The 15168-nt window shown below is 62.6% G+C and carries 16 protein-coding genes; 7 read left to right on the top strand and 9 right to left on the bottom strand.

Going from position 1 to position 15168, the window contains the following annotated elements; translation table 11 throughout:
• The first annotated feature begins 1 nt into the window (after nucleotide 1).
• Nucleotides 2–604, top strand: coding sequence for a DUF2946 family protein (locus tag NX782_RS15230; RefSeq protein WP_258846327.1), 603 nt, complete (start codon nucleotides 2–4; stop codon nucleotides 602–604).
• A gap of 34 nt (nucleotides 605–638) precedes the next feature.
• Here NX782_RS15230 and NX782_RS15235 read toward each other — a convergent pair whose 3' ends face one another.
• Nucleotides 639–2426 carry a M48 family metalloprotease gene (locus tag NX782_RS15235; protein ID WP_258846328.1) on the bottom strand — a complete coding sequence of 596 codons (1788 nt, stop codon included), beginning with the start codon at nucleotides 2424–2426 and terminating at the stop codon, nucleotides 639–641.
• A 97-nt stretch (nucleotides 2427–2523) separates the two neighbouring features.
• Between NX782_RS15235 and moaC the strand changes: the two genes are divergently transcribed.
• From moaC to NX782_RS15255, 4 genes are all read left to right on the top strand, one after another.
• A complete protein-coding gene (gene moaC, locus NX782_RS15240; protein ID WP_258846329.1) occupies nucleotides 2524–3015 on the top strand; it encodes a cyclic pyranopterin monophosphate synthase MoaC in 492 nt (163 codons plus the stop codon).
• A 2-nt stretch (nucleotides 3016–3017) separates the two neighbouring features.
• On the top strand, nucleotides 3018–3500 hold the full coding sequence (locus NX782_RS15245) for a hypothetical protein (protein WP_258846330.1): 483 nt from the start codon (nucleotides 3018–3020) through the stop codon (nucleotides 3498–3500).
• Between the two features lie 4 nt (nucleotides 3501–3504).
• On the top strand, nucleotides 3505–3729 hold the full coding sequence (locus NX782_RS15250; RefSeq protein ID WP_258846331.1) for a hypothetical protein: 225 nt from the start codon (nucleotides 3505–3507) through the stop codon (nucleotides 3727–3729).
• A 127-nt stretch (nucleotides 3730–3856) separates the two neighbouring features.
• Nucleotides 3857–4171 (top strand): hypothetical protein, encoded by a 315-nt coding sequence (locus tag NX782_RS15255; protein WP_258846332.1) that lies wholly within the window; start codon nucleotides 3857–3859, stop codon nucleotides 4169–4171.
• A 31-nt stretch (nucleotides 4172–4202) separates the two neighbouring features.
• Here NX782_RS15255 and NX782_RS15260 read toward each other — a convergent pair whose 3' ends face one another.
• On the bottom strand, nucleotides 4203–4952 hold the full coding sequence (locus NX782_RS15260; RefSeq protein WP_258846333.1) for a DUF4386 domain-containing protein: 750 nt from the start codon (nucleotides 4950–4952) through the stop codon (nucleotides 4203–4205).
• Nucleotides 4953–5127: 175 nt separating this feature from the next.
• Here NX782_RS15260 and NX782_RS15265 point away from each other — a divergent pair, with 175 nt between their 5' ends.
• Both NX782_RS15265 and NX782_RS15270 read left to right on the top strand, forming a co-directional pair.
• Entirely contained in the window at nucleotides 5128–7212 is a 2085-nt protein-coding gene (locus tag NX782_RS15265) for a S9 family peptidase (RefSeq protein WP_258846334.1), read from the top strand.
• Nucleotides 7213–7339: 127 nt separating this feature from the next.
• Nucleotides 7340–8050 (top strand): flagellar brake protein, encoded by a 711-nt coding sequence (locus NX782_RS15270; protein WP_258846335.1) that lies wholly within the window; start codon nucleotides 7340–7342, stop codon nucleotides 8048–8050.
• A gap of 2 nt (nucleotides 8051–8052) precedes the next feature.
• On the opposite strand, the gene NX782_RS15275 is transcribed toward NX782_RS15270, so the two are convergent.
• From NX782_RS15275 to recA, 7 genes are all read right to left on the bottom strand, one after another.
• A complete protein-coding gene (locus NX782_RS15275; RefSeq protein WP_258846336.1) occupies nucleotides 8053–9519 on the bottom strand; it encodes an O-antigen ligase family protein in 1467 nt (488 codons plus the stop codon).
• A gap of 81 nt (nucleotides 9520–9600) precedes the next feature.
• Nucleotides 9601–10098 (bottom strand): pilin, encoded by a 498-nt coding sequence (locus NX782_RS15280; RefSeq protein ID WP_258846337.1) that lies wholly within the window; start codon nucleotides 10096–10098, stop codon nucleotides 9601–9603.
• A 301-nt stretch (nucleotides 10099–10399) separates the two neighbouring features.
• A complete protein-coding gene (sucD, locus tag NX782_RS15285) occupies nucleotides 10400–11281 on the bottom strand; it encodes a succinate--CoA ligase subunit alpha (RefSeq protein ID WP_258846338.1) in 882 nt (293 codons plus the stop codon).
• Between the two features lie 17 nt (nucleotides 11282–11298).
• Entirely contained in the window at nucleotides 11299–12468 is a 1170-nt protein-coding gene (sucC, locus tag NX782_RS15290) for an ADP-forming succinate--CoA ligase subunit beta (RefSeq protein ID WP_258846339.1), read from the bottom strand.
• Between the two features lie 37 nt (nucleotides 12469–12505).
• Entirely contained in the window at nucleotides 12506–13063 is a 558-nt protein-coding gene (locus NX782_RS15295) for a DUF2889 domain-containing protein (RefSeq protein ID WP_258846340.1), read from the bottom strand.
• 431 nt (nucleotides 13064–13494) lie between these two features.
• The gene (recX, locus tag NX782_RS15300) at nucleotides 13495–13950 is read right to left on the bottom strand and encodes a recombination regulator RecX (protein ID WP_258846341.1); all 456 of its coding nucleotides are present in this window, start codon (nucleotides 13948–13950) and stop codon (nucleotides 13495–13497) included.
• A gap of 16 nt (nucleotides 13951–13966) precedes the next feature.
• Nucleotides 13967–15043 carry a recombinase RecA gene (recA, locus tag NX782_RS15305; RefSeq protein ID WP_258846342.1) on the bottom strand — a complete coding sequence of 359 codons (1077 nt, stop codon included), beginning with the start codon at nucleotides 15041–15043 and terminating at the stop codon, nucleotides 13967–13969.
• Between the last annotated feature and the right edge of the window lie 125 nt (nucleotides 15044–15168).

The following is a 15168-nucleotide window of genomic DNA, read 5'->3' on the forward strand; positions in this document are numbered from 1 at the left end:
CATGGATGACATCGTAAAACAGGCCATGGCCAAGTGGCCGAACGTGCCCAACTGTTATGGCTGGCTGGCGCTCGACGCCCGCGGCACCTGGCGCATGCGCGACGAAGCCGCCCAGCGCGCCGATGCCCCCGGCGACAAGCTGAGCAATGCAGCCCTGGTCGGCTTTATCAACCGCAATTACGCCCGCGACGAGCGCGGCTGCTGGTATTTCCAGAACGGCCCGCAACGGGTCTACGTGAACCTGGAAGCCACGCCCTTCATCGCGCGCACCGACCCCAGCCAGGGTTTTGTCCTGCACACCGGCGAAGCGATGATGGCGCCTGAGCAGGTATTCATGCTGGAAGCCGGCAGCATCCTGCTGCGCGCCGGCGAGCGCCTGGCCCAGCTGGACGACCGCGACGTGGCCCAGCTGCTGCAGCTCATGGAACTCGATGGCAGGCCGGTGACGGATGAAGGTTTGCTGGCCTGGCTGGAAGGCGGCTCGGGCGCGCTGAGCCTGCGCTGGCAGGAGCAGAAGATCGCAGTGGAACGCCTGGCGGCGAACGAGGCACCGCAGCGTTTCGGTTTCGTGCAGCGCCCCGACCGGCTGAGCGATCAGAAATAAAATTTCATTTTAGGCCACTAGGTGAAATATTATTTCATCTGGCGCGGCCTTGTATCCGCTTCTCGAACGCATCCAGCGACTCGAAACCCGAACGGGTGTCGTTGCCGAAGCCCGGCGCGGTGCCGAGCCGGGAATTGCTCATCGTGTCGCTGCTGGTTTCGACCTTGAGCTTCGCGCCGCCGTTCTGGCCCGCGGCCCAATTGTCGCCCCTGTCCTTCTTCTCCTGCTTCTCGTCTTTCTGACGCTGCTGCAGATCGCGCTCGCGGGCGTCGATCACGGCCTGGTCGTAGAAGGACACGTCCTTGGCCTTGCGCGCCATGTTCAACTGGTCGACCGCGGCCGGCAGCGCGCCGCTCAACACATAGGATTCGGCCAGCGCCATGTGCTGCAGCGCGATCTTGCCCTGCGCCGCATAGGCCTTGGCCAGCTGGTCGTAGAGCTTGGGCTCCTCGCGATATTGCTGGACCTGGTCGCGCAGGAAAGCCGCTGCCTGGTCCAGCTTGCCGGACGCGATCATCGCATCGGCGTACTGGCGTGCCAGCATGCGCGACAGCGGGAACTTCTGGTGCGCCTGGCTTGCCTCCTGCTCCGCCTGCGCCAGCACTTCCGGCGGCTGGCCCGGGGCCAGCTTGATCTCGACGCCGAGGCTGGCGAACATCGCCGAACCGTCGGAACCGGTGCGCTCGGCCGACAGCACGCCGGGCTTCGGCTTCATCGAGCCCTTGGCCTTCTCTAACCAGCTCTGCGCCGTTTTGAGATCGCCTTCCTTGAGTGCGAGGAAGGACAGGCCATACATGGCGCCGGTCTGCTCCTGGGTGTTGTCCTGCTTGAGCTGGGTCTCGAACGCCGATCGGGCTTCCTCGCGGCCCTTGGCGCTCGGATCCTGCAGCACGCGGGCGCGGGCGCGCACGAGGTGGAATTCGATCGAATCCGGCTTGATGCGCCCGGGCTTGGGTGCCTCGCGGATGCGGTTCTGGATGTCGGCGATGCGCTCGCCGGTCAGCGGGTGGCTGGACAGCCAGGCCGGCGCCTCGCCGTACAGGCGGGTCGTGCCCTGCAGGCGCTTGAAAAAGGACACCATGCCGGAGGTGTCGTAGCCGGCCGCGCGCATGGTCTGGAAGCCGACGCGATCGGCCTCGCGCTCGGCCTCGCGGCTGAAATTCAGCTGGCGCTGGATGGCCAGGCCCTGTCCGCCCATCACCACGCCCATCGCCGCATCGGCGCCCCCACCGGCCTTGCCGACCAGCGCCGCCAGGATCAGCGCCGCCAGCGGCAGCAGCGCATCCTGCTTCTGCTGCCCCAGCATGCGCGCGATGTGGCGCTGCTGCACGTGGCCGATCTCGTGCGACAGCACCGAGGCCAGCTCGGACTCGCTCTGCGCCGCGATCAGGAGCTGCGAGTGCACGCCGATGAAACCGCCCGGCAGCGCGAACGCGTTGATCATCGGATCGCGCACGGCAAAGAAGAAGAAATCGGCATTCGTCTCGCCGCGCGCACCCGGCGCATAGGTGACCAGGTTCTCGCCGAAATTGTTCAGGTATTCGACGATGGCATCGTCGTCGAGGTAATCGCGGTCGCGCCGGATGTCGTTCATGATCTCCTCGCCGAGCTTGCGCTCGATGACGGGAGACAGGTCGGCGCGCGCGGCATCGCCCAGCGTCGGCAAGGTGGCGTCGGGCGTGCGCAGCACGGACGCGCTTTGCGTGACCGGCGTGGTCGGCGCCGCCAGCGCGCAGGTGGCGGACGCTGCCAGGGCAATGGCCGTGAGCAGGGAATGCAGGCGGCGCGGAGTGGCCGTGCGTAATGGTGAAAGCTGCAACATCGCTGGATTCGGGTTCGGTTTCACGATGCTATGATAACCGCTTCCGCGCCCTTGCAACTGCCGGGCTGCGCCCCGCTTAACCAACTTTTAAGACGACATGAGTCACCAGGAATCCCCGCTCACCCACTTCGATGCCACCGGCCAGGCCCACATGGTCGACGTCAGCGCCAAGCAGGAAACCCACCGCATCGCCGTGGCCGCCGGCACCATCCGCATGAAGCCGGAGACCCTGGCGCTGATCCAGTCCGGCTCCGCCAAGAAAGGCGATGTGCTGGGGATTGCACGCATCGCGGCGATCATGGGCGCGAAGCGGACCAGCGACCTGGTGCCCTTGTGCCATCCGCTGCCGATTACGCGCGTGGCGGTCGATTTCGAGGTCGATGCAGCGGCGCATTCGGTGCACTGCCGGGCGCAGGTCGAGACCGTCGGCAAGACCGGGGTCGAGATGGAGGCGCTGACTGCGGTGCAGGTCGGGCTGCTGACCATTTACGACATGTGCAAGGCGGCCGATCGCGGCATGGTGATGACCAATGTGCGGGTGCTGGAGAAGCATGGCGGCAAGTCGGGGGACTGGACGGCTGAGATTTAAGAATGGCCATACACACCGGCAAATCCCCCCTCTACCGCAAGGTCAACACCCTGGCCCGGGGCGTTCACCACGGTTTCGGCGGCGATTTTCGACATGTGCGCCGGGGCAAATCTAGCACTGATCCGGAAAACACCCGCAGTTCGATGCATGGCAAGAAGCGGCGCGGCCTCGATTACACGCCGCTGTTCCGCTTCCTGCTGTCGAAGGTGGGGCAACACTGGGATGCGGTCTACGGCGAAGCACGCTCCCGGCTCGACCGCGAAGAGCCGATCTTCTGGCTGGTTGCGCGCAATGAGAATGACCGGCACGAACTGGTGCGGACTAGCGAAAGCAGCTTTTACAGCGGCCTGTTCGTCGATGGCGATCACATTCTGCGTCAGGTGAACCCGGCGCTCGGCGCCGCGGACGTGCCCGTTACCTGTACTTGCTGCACTTACACCTTGAATGGCCAACCGGTCCCCAAGCTAGGGAAGATTTTGTCTTAAAGCCATGGGGATCAGGGACGCTCTCGGCCTCATCCTCGCCGCCACGGGCCTGCTCCTGCTGGCCCTCGGCCAATCCGTACTCGGGCCGCGCTGGCTGTTGTGCGGCACTGTACTGCTCATGATCGGGATTCTTGTGATCTACCTGGCCAAGCGCCGGCATGAAACGAGCTATAACAGCGACGGCGACGTCAACCTGCCTGGCGATGAGCACCACCTGCCCGACGATTAAATACCTCCCGTACACGCGGCGATCATTGTCATCATCATTTCATAATATTTCCACTTGGAAATGATAAAATCCGGCTCCGCGTACGCTCCACGTCCATATCGTCATCAAGCTCCACCAAAGATTCAACATGTCGGTAAAGAAAGCTGGCCCTGACAGCAAAACAGGTTTCAATTACATCGCTTGTCTCGACATCATCGTCCTGGTCTGCATCGTCGTGATCGCCGGCCGTCCCGATGGCCTGGCGATCACCGTCAGCGCCGTCATCGTGGCCGTGCTTGCCCTGCTCTACCGCTGCACGGTCAACATCAAAACCTATGTCTCCGGCAGCGCGCGCCGCAAGACGATCGCCGTGCATGCGCGGCAAACCGTTCCTAAAACGCCGCCGGAAGTCCCGGCCGAAACCACGTCCTCCCGGCGTTCCTGGCTGCGCGACGGCGACTGAACTTGCCGCGCTGCCTGGCTCCGGCACCGCATTACTCTGGCTGAACGGACCGGCCGCCAGGCAGCAGCGGCTCGGACAGCGTCCCCACCGCCCGCGTCCTTCCCTCCCACGCCGGCATATCCACGCCTTTGAACAGCAGCCAGAGGCAAAAAGCGCCTTCCCCCAACAGCGGCGGCAGCAGAATGAAGGGGAACAGCATGCCCTGCAAAGCTGGCGACAGCACCATGCAGAAGCTGTTGATCAAGTAGCACAGACCGGCAAGCTGCATGAGCCAGCCGATCAGCGTCGGCAAGTAAGTTGACTTGCGGATCAGATAGCCCACGATCAGGCACTCGACGCCAAAGAAGATCAACGAAAAGCCGAATGCATTGTTGTGCGCGATCGTGGCCAGGTAAGCCTGGACCTGGAACGGCTGCGGGTCTGCGGCCTGGGCGTACAGCGAACTCGTCAGCGGCATCAGCACCTGTTGCAGGAACACCGCGCTGAGGCTTTCGACGGCCAGCGAGACAATGGCGAAAAAGACCGCCGCCAGTGCGATGGGCCGGCTCACCGGGCGCAGCAGCAGGTAAAACACCAGCGTCAGGGCGATCGCGCAAATCAAGAGCACGAGCTGTCCTGCGATACCGAGGCGCCAGAGGAATTCGGATGCGAGGATGCGCTGCGCGGTCGCTGCGGCGTTGCCGGGCACGATCAGGCTGCCTCTCACGACGACTTCACCCAGCAGCCCGATCACGATGATCACCAGGTAGAGCGCGCCGCCGGCACGCGCGATCAGTTGCACGGGAATGCTCGCGTCTTGTATTCGATCTCGCCTGTCCGACATGCCGACCCTCCTGTTTGAATGCGGACGACGCTACGCCGAAATTATCATTCAGTCAACCACCCGCAGCATCGGACCTCACATCCCGGCTTTCCACATGTTAAATTGCTTCTTTTTACCGAAGCACGAGGACAGGATGAAAGTACGTACGCTAGCCCTGGCAGCCGCGGTCGCCGCCACCTTCGCTGCAGCGATGCCGATGCCGATGACGGCCACCGCCGCCAGCACCGGGCGCGGTTTCACGATCGAAGACCTGGTCACGATGGAGCGCATCGGCACGCCGGTGGTCTCGCCGGACGGAACGCGCATCGTCTACACGGTGCGCAGCACCGACATGGCGAAGAACAGGGGCCACACCGACCTCTGGCTGGTCGACCTGCGCAGCCCCAACGCCAAGCCGCAGCGCCTGACCTCGGACGCAGCCAGCAGCACCGATCCGGAATGGTCGGCCAACGGCGACGCCATCTATTACCTGTCCGCGCGCTCGGGCTCGTCGCAAGTCTGGCGCATCGCCCCGGACGGCGGCGAGGCCACCCAGGTCACGAACCTGCCGGTCGACGTCGATGCCTACCGCGTCTCGCCGACGGGCGACCGCATCGCCATCAGCATGTCGGTGTTCCGCGACTGCGCCGACCTCGCCTGCACCAAGGCCAAGGCCGACGCGAAAGAAAAGGACAAGGCCACCGGCATGGTCTACGACCGCCTGTTCGTGCGCCACTGGGATACCTGGAACGACGGCCGCAACGCCGTGCTGTTCTCGGCGCCGCTCGATGCCAACGGCCGCGTGAGCAGCGCCCCGGTCAGCCTGTCCGGTTCGCTGGACGGCGATGTGCCCTCCAAACCCTTCGGCGACCGCGAAGAATTCCGCTTCAGCCCGGACGGCAAGACCGTCGTGTTCTCGGTGCGTATCGCCGGCAAGACCGAAGCCTGGTCGACCAACTTCGACCTGTACGCGGTGCCTGCCACTGGCGGCCAGCCGCGCAACCTCACTGCGGCCAACCTCGCCTGGGACACCAAGGGCGTGTTCTCGCCGGACGGCAGCACCCTCGCCTATCTGTCGATGACGCGTCCGGGCTTCGAGGCCGACCGCTACCACATCGTGCTGCTCGACCTCGCCACCGGCAAGAAGCGCAACATCGCCGAGAGCTGGGACCGTTCGCCGGGCAGCATCCAGTGGACCCGCGACGGCAAGTCGTTGATCGCGGATGCCGAGGACATCGGCCAACATAAACTGTTCAGCATCGACGTCGCCAGCGGCAAGGTGACGGCGCTGACCAACAAGGGCTCGATCGGCGGCTTCGACGTGCGCGGCGACACCGTCGCCTTCACCCAGGCCAGCCTGGCGGCCGGCGCCCAGCTGTACGCGATGAAGCTGGGCCAGAACAATCCGGTCAAATTGACCGACGTGAACACCGACAAGCTGGGCGAAGTCCGCTTCGGCGAGTACGAGCAGTTCTCGTTCAAGGGCGCGAACGGCGACACCGTCTACGGCCACGTGATGAAACCGTGGAATTATGAGCCGGGCAAGAAGTACCCGATCGCCTTCCTGGTGCACGGCGGTCCGCAGGGCAGCTTCGGCAACGGCTGGAGCTACCGCTGGAATCCGCAGGTGTACGCCGGCGCCGGCTATGCCACCGTGTTCATCGACTTCCACGGCTCGACCGGCTACGGCCAGAAATTCACCGACGCCATCAGCGGCGACTGGGGCGGCAAGCCGCTCGAGGACCTGAAAAAAGGCCTGGCGGCGGCCGTCGCCAAGTACCCGTGGCTGGACCGTTCGAAAGCCTGCGCGCTGGGCGCCTCCTACGGCGGCTACATGATGAACTGGATCGAAGGGAACTGGTCGGACGGCTTCAAATGCATCGTCAACCACGACGGCGTGTTCGACACCCGCGGCATGGCCTATTCGACCGAAGAACAGTGGTTCACCGACTGGGAAAACGGCGGCCCCTACTTCTCGGTGCCGGAAAAGCACGAGCGCTTCAACCCGGTCCTGCACGTGAACAAGTGGAAGACGCCGATGCTGGTCGTGCAAGGCGACAAGGACTTCCGTATCCCGACCGCCCAGGGCCTGTCGACCTTCACCGCCCTGCAGCGCCGCGGCATCGAGAGCAAGCTGCTGGTGTTCCCGGACGAAAACCATTGGGTACTGAAGCCGGCCAACTCGTTGCTGTGGCACCACACCGTGATCGGCTGGCTCGATCGGTACATCAAGCCGTAAAGTTCGAACCGGCTTGAGCAGGATGCCCGCCTTTGCGCGGGCATTTTTTTGTATTCACAGCACCTAAAACTTTCCGCAATGCTATCATTTGGAGTTGCAATTCAATCAGCAAGCCACGGAAAACCAGATGAGCCGTATGCAAACCGAGCGGGAACTCGCGCCCAGGGAATTTGAGTTCGAGTCGATGAACCTGCAGGTCGGGGTCCGCTTGCAGTTCATCACCTATCGCCGCATCAAGCCGATGCAGTACTTCTCGACCCTGATCGGCTATCTCAAGGACGAATACCTGATCGTCAAGGTGCCGCTGGAAAACGGCACGCCGGTCGGCCTGGTGGAAGGCGAGCGGATCACGATCCGCGTCTTTTCGGGCATGAACGTGTGTTCCTTCGCCTGCACGGTCCAGCGCGTGTTCGACCGTCCCCTGCTCTACGTCCACCTGTCCTTCCCCGACACGATCCAGGGCACCAGCCTGCGCGCGGCGATGCGGGTCAAGGTCGACATCCCGGCCCAGGTGCTGCCGGCGCGTGGCGGCGCCGCGGTCGATTGCGGGCTCACCAACATCAGCGTCAGCGGCGCGCGCATCGAGTCGCGCACCAGCCTGCCGGAAAACGGTGGCGAGATCACGCTGGAATTCGGTTTGCCTTCGCCGCTGGGCGACGGCGAAATGCGGGTGCGGACCCAGGCCGCGGTCCGCAACGTCAATGCGCTGTCGAGGGAAGACGGCAGCGAACTCTTCGTCTATGGCGTGCAGTTCCTCGACCTCGATCCGGTCCACCATACGATGGTGCAGAACCTGACTTATGAGGTGCTGCTGGCGGATCGGCAGAATATCGTCTGAGGCTAGAAGTAGCCGGCTTCCCAGAGGCGTGGCCAGTGGGCCTTGTCGTTGATGGCCCGCTCGGTGGGCGTCAATACCTCGCCTTTCGCGTGGCGCAGGAAGTCGGGCGCGATCGACCAGGCCAGTGTGCACAAGGCCACTGCAGCAAGCACGGCGGTGACGGAGCGCGTTGCCGGCGATGGCGCCGGCTGCACCATGCCTGCATCAAGCGAATGCAGCCAGCCGCCGGCGCAACCGATGACGAGTGCTATCGCGAGCTGGCTTTGGGGCATCACGAGCACGCCCGAAAATAGGCCGTCCACGAAGATGGCGGCACAAGCCGTCAACAAGGCAGCCAGGATCTGCTGGTTGTGCACGTCTCCCTCCTCAATCCGTTTACCGCTGCCTGCCAGAGCGCGTATACCCGAAATGGCGGCGACGAGCAGGCACAGCAGGGCCGGAAGACCCCACTCGGCGCCTATCTGGAGTAGCCAGTCGTGAGGATGCGCGCCAATGTAGAGCTTCGCACCCTCGTGCGCGAAGTGCTGCGGGCCGACTCCCAGCCAAGGGTGGGTGGCGATCAGCTGCAGCGCCAGTGTCCATAGCAGCGTGCGGCCGGAGGACGGGTCGGCCGCAGTGCGCGCTACGACGTTCGATGGCATGCCAATCGCCCCCTGACCGGCGAGCATGGGCAGCAGGATGAATCCGAACACATAGACGACGACGCCCGCAAGGGCGGTCAGTGCCATCATTTGCAGCAGCGTGCGCGCATGCGAGCGCCGCAGGACGAGCACGGCAAGGCCGGCGGCGCCGAATGCCAGTATGGTCGCGCGAGCTTCGCTGACGAAGAGAAGCGCCCACCAGAACGCGGCCAAGACAAACCAGACACGGCGCATGACGGTCCTTTTCGGCGCGTGCATGCACAGCAGGACGACCAAGGGCAGTAGCGCGGTCTGGGTATGGTTGAGGAAGCGGGCGTTACTGAAGCCGACAGCCAGCATGTGCATGTCGATGTGTATACCGCTGGTAAGGGCTGCCGCGTACATGAGTACGACGCGCAAGGAATATAGCAGGCATGCCACGCCCATGCAGTACAGGACGGCTTGCAGGCCGGCTTTGCCGCTGCGGGCCAGTTCCGCAGCCAATAGCGCAGCCGCCAACAGCAGGAGCAGCAGAATCGACCACTCGTAGGCCGCATGGCGCAGCGAAAAGGTCATCGATGCCGAGATCGCTCCCAGCGTGAAGAAAGCTGCCAGGCACAGGCGGGCGACGGGACGCATGCCGGCAATGGCTTTCGCTGCGCTACGCCCTGCGATGACAGGGCCGGCGAAGATTGCCAGCAGCACGAGCTGGACACAACGCTGCTCATCGTGGCCGGAGCACCAGAGGAATACCACCGCCATGGCGGCGATGAAGAGCAGGGAGAGCCAGGGCCGGTCCGACACGAAGAAAAGAGACGAGCGCGAAGCCGGATGAGCCGAACTGGACATGGATAGCCTCGTGCCTGAATGTGATTTTGGGGAGAAAATGAAAAAGCCGCCCGAAGGCGGCTTTGCTCATGCTACGCTAGATTAGCTACCCGACGGAGCGGAACCGAAGCTGTTCTTGGTCAGCGTTTGCTTCGCGGTTTCGTTGGTCGCGGTGGTAGTGACGTTCCAGGTGATGCTGGTCTGATCTGCAACAGTCGACGGAGTCATGGTGAACGTCGTGCCGTCCACGCCACTGCCGACACCGCTTGCAGCAAAAGTAGCGACGATCTGACCGTTGGTAACTGCAGCGCTCGCCAGTTCCTTGGTTGCGGTGAAGACCGGGATGCTGGTCTGAGCACCACCAGTGACGCTGCTATCGCACGAATCAGCCGCGCCACCGTTTTCCTGGATGCAGTTAGCCACTGCGGTCTGCAGCGAAGCGACCGAGCTCATTGCCGCGCCAACCTTGGCCTTGATGGTGTAGTTGCTGTAAGCCGGAATAGCAACGGCGGCCAGAATACCGATAATCGCAACAACGATCATCAGTTCGATCAGGGTGAAGCCGCCTTCGGCCTTCTTCATCATTTTCGGTGCTTTCATGGTGTTTCTCCAGTTTTGGTACGGCGTTTAAAGGGTCACTGCTTGTCTGGGTTACTGCTTGCTTCTGCCCTTTACTATATGCAACTGCCGTGCCAGGTCGTTTCCAGACAGATTCATTAGCGCCGAGCCAACAAAACAGCGTGCCAGCGCCAATTTTTGTCGCTGTTACCCTTGCCGTATGACAATTTTTGTCACCGGGACCTGTCAAAAATTGTCCAGCTGTCGAAATTTGTCGCCATGCCCGACAAAAAAAACGGGGAGCCGAAGCTCCCCGTTCATCTCTACCAGGTGAACTGGTCGATTACAGCATGGCCTTCAGCAGACGTGCCATTTCCGACGGGTTCTTGGTGACCTTGATGCCGCAGGCTTCCATGATTTCCAGCTTGGCTTGTGCAGTGTCTGCACCGCCCGAGATCAGCGCGCCGGCGTGGCCCATGCGCTTGCCCGGCGGCGCGGTGACGCCAGCGATGAAGCCGACGACCGGCTTCTTCATGTTGTCCTTGATCCAGTGAGCAGCGTTCGCCTCGTCCGGGCCGCCGATCTCGCCGATCATGATGACCGCGTCGGTATCCGGATCGTCGTTGAACATGCGCATCACGTCGATGTGCTTCAGACCGTTGATCGGGTCGCCGCCGATGCCGACTGCCGACGATTGGCCCAGGCCCAGTGCGGTCAGCTGGCCGACTGCTTCATAGGTCAGGGTGCCCGAGCGCGAGACGACGCCGATGCGGCCCTTCTTGTGGATGTGACCCGGCATGATGCCGATCTTGATCTCGTCCGGGGTGATCAGACCCGGGCAGTTCGGGCCCAGCAGCAGGGTCTTCGAACCGGCCTTGGCCATGCGGTCTTTGACTTCCATCATGTCACGGACCGGGATGCCTTCGGTGATGCAGATTGCCAGGTCGAGTTCGGCTTCGACGGCTTCCCAGATCGCAGCGGCGGCGCCTGCCGGCGGGACGTAGATCACGGAGACGGTGGCGCCGGTTTCGGCTTTGGCTTCCTTGACCGATGCGTAGATCGGGATGCCTTCGAAGTCTTCACCAGCTTTCTTCGGGTTCACACCAGCGACGAAGGCTTCACGGCCATTCGCGTAGTCGCGGCACATACGGGTGTGGAACTGGCCGGTCTTGCCGGTGATACCTTGGGTGATGACTTTGGTGTCTTTGTTAATCAGAATCGACATGTTATTTCCTTTGCGAATTAGGCTTGGCCAGCAGCAGCGGCAACGACCTGCTTCGCTGCATCTTCCATGGTGTCAGCCGAGATGATCGGCAGGCCGGAGTCGGCCAGCATCTTCTTGCCCAGGTCTTCGTTGGTGCCCTTCATGCGGACGACCAGCGGCACTTGCAGCGACACGGCCTTCGATGCGGTGATCACGCCTTCGGCGATCACGTCGCAGCGCATGATGCCGCCGAAGATGTTGACCAGGATGGCTTTCAGGCCCGGGTTCTTCAGCATGATCTTGAATGCTTCGGTGACCTTCTCGGCAGTTGCGCCGCCGCCCACGTCCAGGAAGTTGGCCGGCTCGCCGCCGAACAGCTTGATGGTGTCCATGGTGGCCATGGCCAGACCGGCACCATTCACCAGGCAGCCGATGTTGCCGTCCAGCGAGATGTAGGCCAGGTCGAATTTCGATGCTTCGACTTCAGCCGGATCTTCTTCGTCCAGGTCGCGGTAGGCGACGATTTCCGGGTGGCGGAACAGGGCGTTCGAGTCGAAGTTGAACTTGGCGTCCAGGGCGATGACCTTGCCGTCGCCGGTCAGGATCAGCGGGTTGATTTCGGCCAGCGAGGCGTCGGTTTCCCAGTAGGCTTTGTACAGGCCTTGCAGGTTGGCGCGGGCTTGCTCGATCGAGGCTTCCGGCACGCCGATCTTGCGGGCGACGTCATCGGCATCCGCATCGGTCAGGCCGACGCTCGGGTCGATCACGACGTTGTGGATCTTTTCCGGGTTGCTGTGCGCGACTTCTTCGATGTCCATGCCGCCTTCCGACGAGGCCATCAGCACGACGCGCTGGGTGACGCGGTCGGTGACCATCGACACGTACAGTTCTTTCTTGATGTCCGCGCCTTCTTCGATCAGCAGGCGGCGCACTTTCTGGCCTTCCGGGCCGGTCTGGTGGGTGATCAGCTGCATGCCCAGGATCTGGTTCGCGTATTCGCGCACCTGGTCCAGCGACTTGGCAACTTTCACGCCGCCGCCCTTGCCGCGGCCGCCAGCATGGATCTGGGCCTTGACCACCCAGACCGGACCGCCCAGCTCTTCAGCTGCCTTGACAGCGCCGTCGACCGAGTCGCACGGAATGCCGCGCGGAACGGTCACTCCGAACTTTCGGAGGATCTCTTTGCCCTGATACTCATGGATTTTCATGCTGGCTTCCCTTCTTTTATTACTGATTAGATAAAATTTAGCCCGTCACTACCTTCAAGGCCCAGCGCGGGTAGTACTTGGCGACGGCCGGGCCGTCGGTGCGCAATGCGTGGCAGCGATCGAGTTCATAAGGACGCTCGGACGATTGCTCGGCCGTGCGGTTTTCCATGGCGTCGTCGGCAAAGGCCTGGATTGCCGCGGTGGGCAGGACCTGTGCCAGCTCGGTCAAGTGGGTGCATCCGAGGACGCCGGACAGGCGGTCCTTCAGGTGCAGCCGGAAATGTTTCAGCAGCGACAAGCCGATCAGCTTCTTGTAAGCGGGACCGATGGTGTCGCAATAACCGGGATAGGGTACGGCATCTGACGAAGCTTCGGCGTCCGCGATAAGCATGTCGCGGTCGATGGTGATGCGCAGCTTGAGGTCGTGCACAGGCAGCCCGCCCGGACGCTGGCCGGAAGGCAGTTCGATATCGTGGGTCTTGATGTCGCGGATGCAGGCGTCGAGGTCCCACAGCCCATCGTCGCGCGCGTACGCTTCGACGGTAATGGCGCGCGTGTGCCTTAGCTTACGCGGAGCGGGGGATGACAGGGGCATAAACACCAATGCCGGAATGCGGCGAAAAAAGTATGCAGCCGTTGTGCCTGATGCACGTTGCCGCAGCTTCTACGGCAACAACCGCTCTTGCGGCGCTGCTTAAACCATGAAATTTTAGCACAGCATGCTGGCGGATGCACCGGGCTGCCAATTTGACAGGCAGTTTTACAAGGAAGATAAGGGAATTTTGTTGCAAAGATGACGATGCGGAGGAATGCCGGGCCAAGGCCAAAGTGCAAGCGCACAGCGTCATTCTGCCGTTGAGGAGTTGTGCCGGCAGCTGGCTGACGGCACATCGGCAGGTGGCGCTGTGCGCTTGCGCCTCGCGTGCCTACCAAAACCCTCATGGCGGCGTTGCACTGTCTCGCCGTACCGGCGTACTGTCTTCGACAGTGCGCCTTGCCCTGAGGGCTTTGGTAGACGCGCTTTATTTAGAATGCGTCATCGTCGTCGCTACCCTGCAGCGCGCTGCGGATCGCGCCCTGCGAGAAGCCGCGCGCCATGAGGAAGCGCATCTGCTTGCTGCGTTCTTCGGCGTCCTGCGGGACCCGGTTGAATTTGCGGCGCCAGACTTCGCGGGCACGCGCCACTTCGGTTTCTTTCAGTCCGGACTTGAGCTCGTCGAGCTCTTCGCCCTTCAAGCCATGCTGCTGGAGTTCGGCCAGCACGCGGCTGTTGCCGTAGCGGCCGGCACGGCGGTGCACCAGGGATTCGGCAAACCGTTCCTGCGACAGCCAGTTGTTCTTTTCAAGGAAATCGAGGAGGGCTTCGACATCGTCACCCTCCTCGGCATAGCGCGACAGCTTGCGCCCGAGCTCGATCCGGCTGTGCTCGCGCATTGAAAGATATTTCAATGCGCGCGCTTTCAGACTGAGAACCTGTCTCACCGGGCGCTATCGAGAATTACTCGTCACCACCGACTTCGGCAGCGGCCGGTGCTTCACCGGCAGCGACAGGTGCCAGTTCGCGCACGCCGAGGGCGGCACGGACTTTGTTCTCGATTTCGCGTGCCAGGGCCGGGCGGTCTTTCAGGAACTGACGTGCATTGTCCTTGCCCTGACCGATACGCTCGCCGCCGTAGCTGTACCAGGAACCCGACTTCTCGACGATCTTGTTGTCCACGCCCAGGTCGATGATCTCGCCTTCGCGGGAAGTGCCTTCGCCATACAGGATGTCGAAGTGGGCTTCCTTGAACGGCGGCGCGATCTTGTTCTTGACGACCTTGACCTTGGTTTCGTTACCGATCACCTCGTCGCCGGACTTGATCGAACCGGTACGGCGGATGTCCATACGCACGGAGGCGTAGAACTTCAGCGCGTTACCGCCGGTCGTGGTTTCCGGGCTGCCGAACATGACGCCGATCTTCATACGGATCTGGTTAATGAAGATCACCAGGGTGTTCGTACGGTTGATCGAGCCGGTCAGCTTGCGCAGTGCCTGCGACATCAGACGGGCTTGCAGGCCCGGCAGGGAGTCACCCATGTCGCCTTCGATCTCGGCGCGCGGGGTCAGTGCCGCCACCGAGTCGATGACCACCAGGTCAACGCTGCCCGAACGCACCAGCGCGTCGGTGATTTCCAGGGCCTGCTCGCCGGTGTCCGGCTGCGAGATCAGCAGCTCGTCCAGCTTGATGCCCAGCTTTTGCGCATAGGTGACGTCCAGCGCGTGCTCGGCGTCGATGAAGGCGCAGGTGCCGCCCAGTTTCTGCATCTGGGCGATGGTTTGCAGGGTCAGCGTGGTTTTACCCGACGATTCCGGACCGTAGATCTCGACGATACGGCCGCGCGGCAGGCCTCCGACGCCAAGGGCGATGTCCAGGCCCAGCGAGCCGGTAGACACAGTCTGCACTTCCTCGACCGGCGCATTGGCATCCATGCGCATGACCGAGCCTTTGCCGAACTGCTTTTCGATCTGCGCGAGGGCTGCTGCCAGCGCCTTGCCCTTCTCTGCTGCGTTTACTGCGGATTTTTTGTCGTCCATAACTTTCTTTCTGTCCTAGAGTGAACCAAGATAAGGGCCGCTCGCGCGATTTCAATAGGAAGTACTGTATAAAATCCCAGTGGTTTTGGCAAGCAATATTTACTGCGGTTTGACGCATTCGACAT

This window comes from Massilia norwichensis, from assembly GCF_024753245.1.
Taxonomy (GTDB): domain Bacteria; phylum Pseudomonadota; class Gammaproteobacteria; order Burkholderiales; family Burkholderiaceae_D; genus Telluria; species Telluria norwichensis.

Bases quoted from the DNA above. Each gene is read 5' to 3' on its own strand.
- NX782_RS15230 (WP_258846327.1), top strand. From the start codon at position 2: ATGGATGACATCGTAAAACAGGCCATGGCCAAGTGGCCGAACGTGCCC.
- NX782_RS15235 (WP_258846328.1), bottom strand. From the start codon at position 2,426: ATGTTGCAGCTTTCACCATTACGCACGGCCACTCCGCGCCGCCTGCAT.
- moaC (WP_258846329.1), top strand. From the start codon at position 2,524: ATGAGTCACCAGGAATCCCCGCTCACCCACTTCGATGCCACCGGCCAG.
- NX782_RS15245 (WP_258846330.1), top strand. From the start codon at position 3,018: ATGGCCATACACACCGGCAAATCCCCCCTCTACCGCAAGGTCAACACC.
- NX782_RS15250 (WP_258846331.1), top strand. From the start codon at position 3,505: ATGGGGATCAGGGACGCTCTCGGCCTCATCCTCGCCGCCACGGGCCTG.
- NX782_RS15255 (WP_258846332.1), top strand. From the start codon at position 3,857: ATGTCGGTAAAGAAAGCTGGCCCTGACAGCAAAACAGGTTTCAATTAC.
- NX782_RS15265 (WP_258846334.1), top strand. From the start codon at position 5,128: ATGAAAGTACGTACGCTAGCCCTGGCAGCCGCGGTCGCCGCCACCTTC.
- NX782_RS15270 (WP_258846335.1), top strand. From the start codon at position 7,340: ATGAGCCGTATGCAAACCGAGCGGGAACTCGCGCCCAGGGAATTTGAG.
- NX782_RS15275 (WP_258846336.1), bottom strand. From the start codon at position 9,519: ATGTCCAGTTCGGCTCATCCGGCTTCGCGCTCGTCTCTTTTCTTCGTG.
- NX782_RS15280 (WP_258846337.1), bottom strand. From the start codon at position 10,098: ATGAAAGCACCGAAAATGATGAAGAAGGCCGAAGGCGGCTTCACCCTG.
- sucD (WP_258846338.1), bottom strand. From the start codon at position 11,281: ATGTCGATTCTGATTAACAAAGACACCAAAGTCATCACCCAAGGTATC.
- sucC (WP_258846339.1), bottom strand. From the start codon at position 12,468: ATGAAAATCCATGAGTATCAGGGCAAAGAGATCCTCCGAAAGTTCGGA.
- NX782_RS15295 (WP_258846340.1), bottom strand. From the start codon at position 13,063: ATGCCCCTGTCATCCCCCGCTCCGCGTAAGCTAAGGCACACGCGCGCC.
- recA (WP_258846342.1), bottom strand. From the start codon at position 15,043: ATGGACGACAAAAAATCCGCAGTAAACGCAGCAGAGAAGGGCAAGGCG.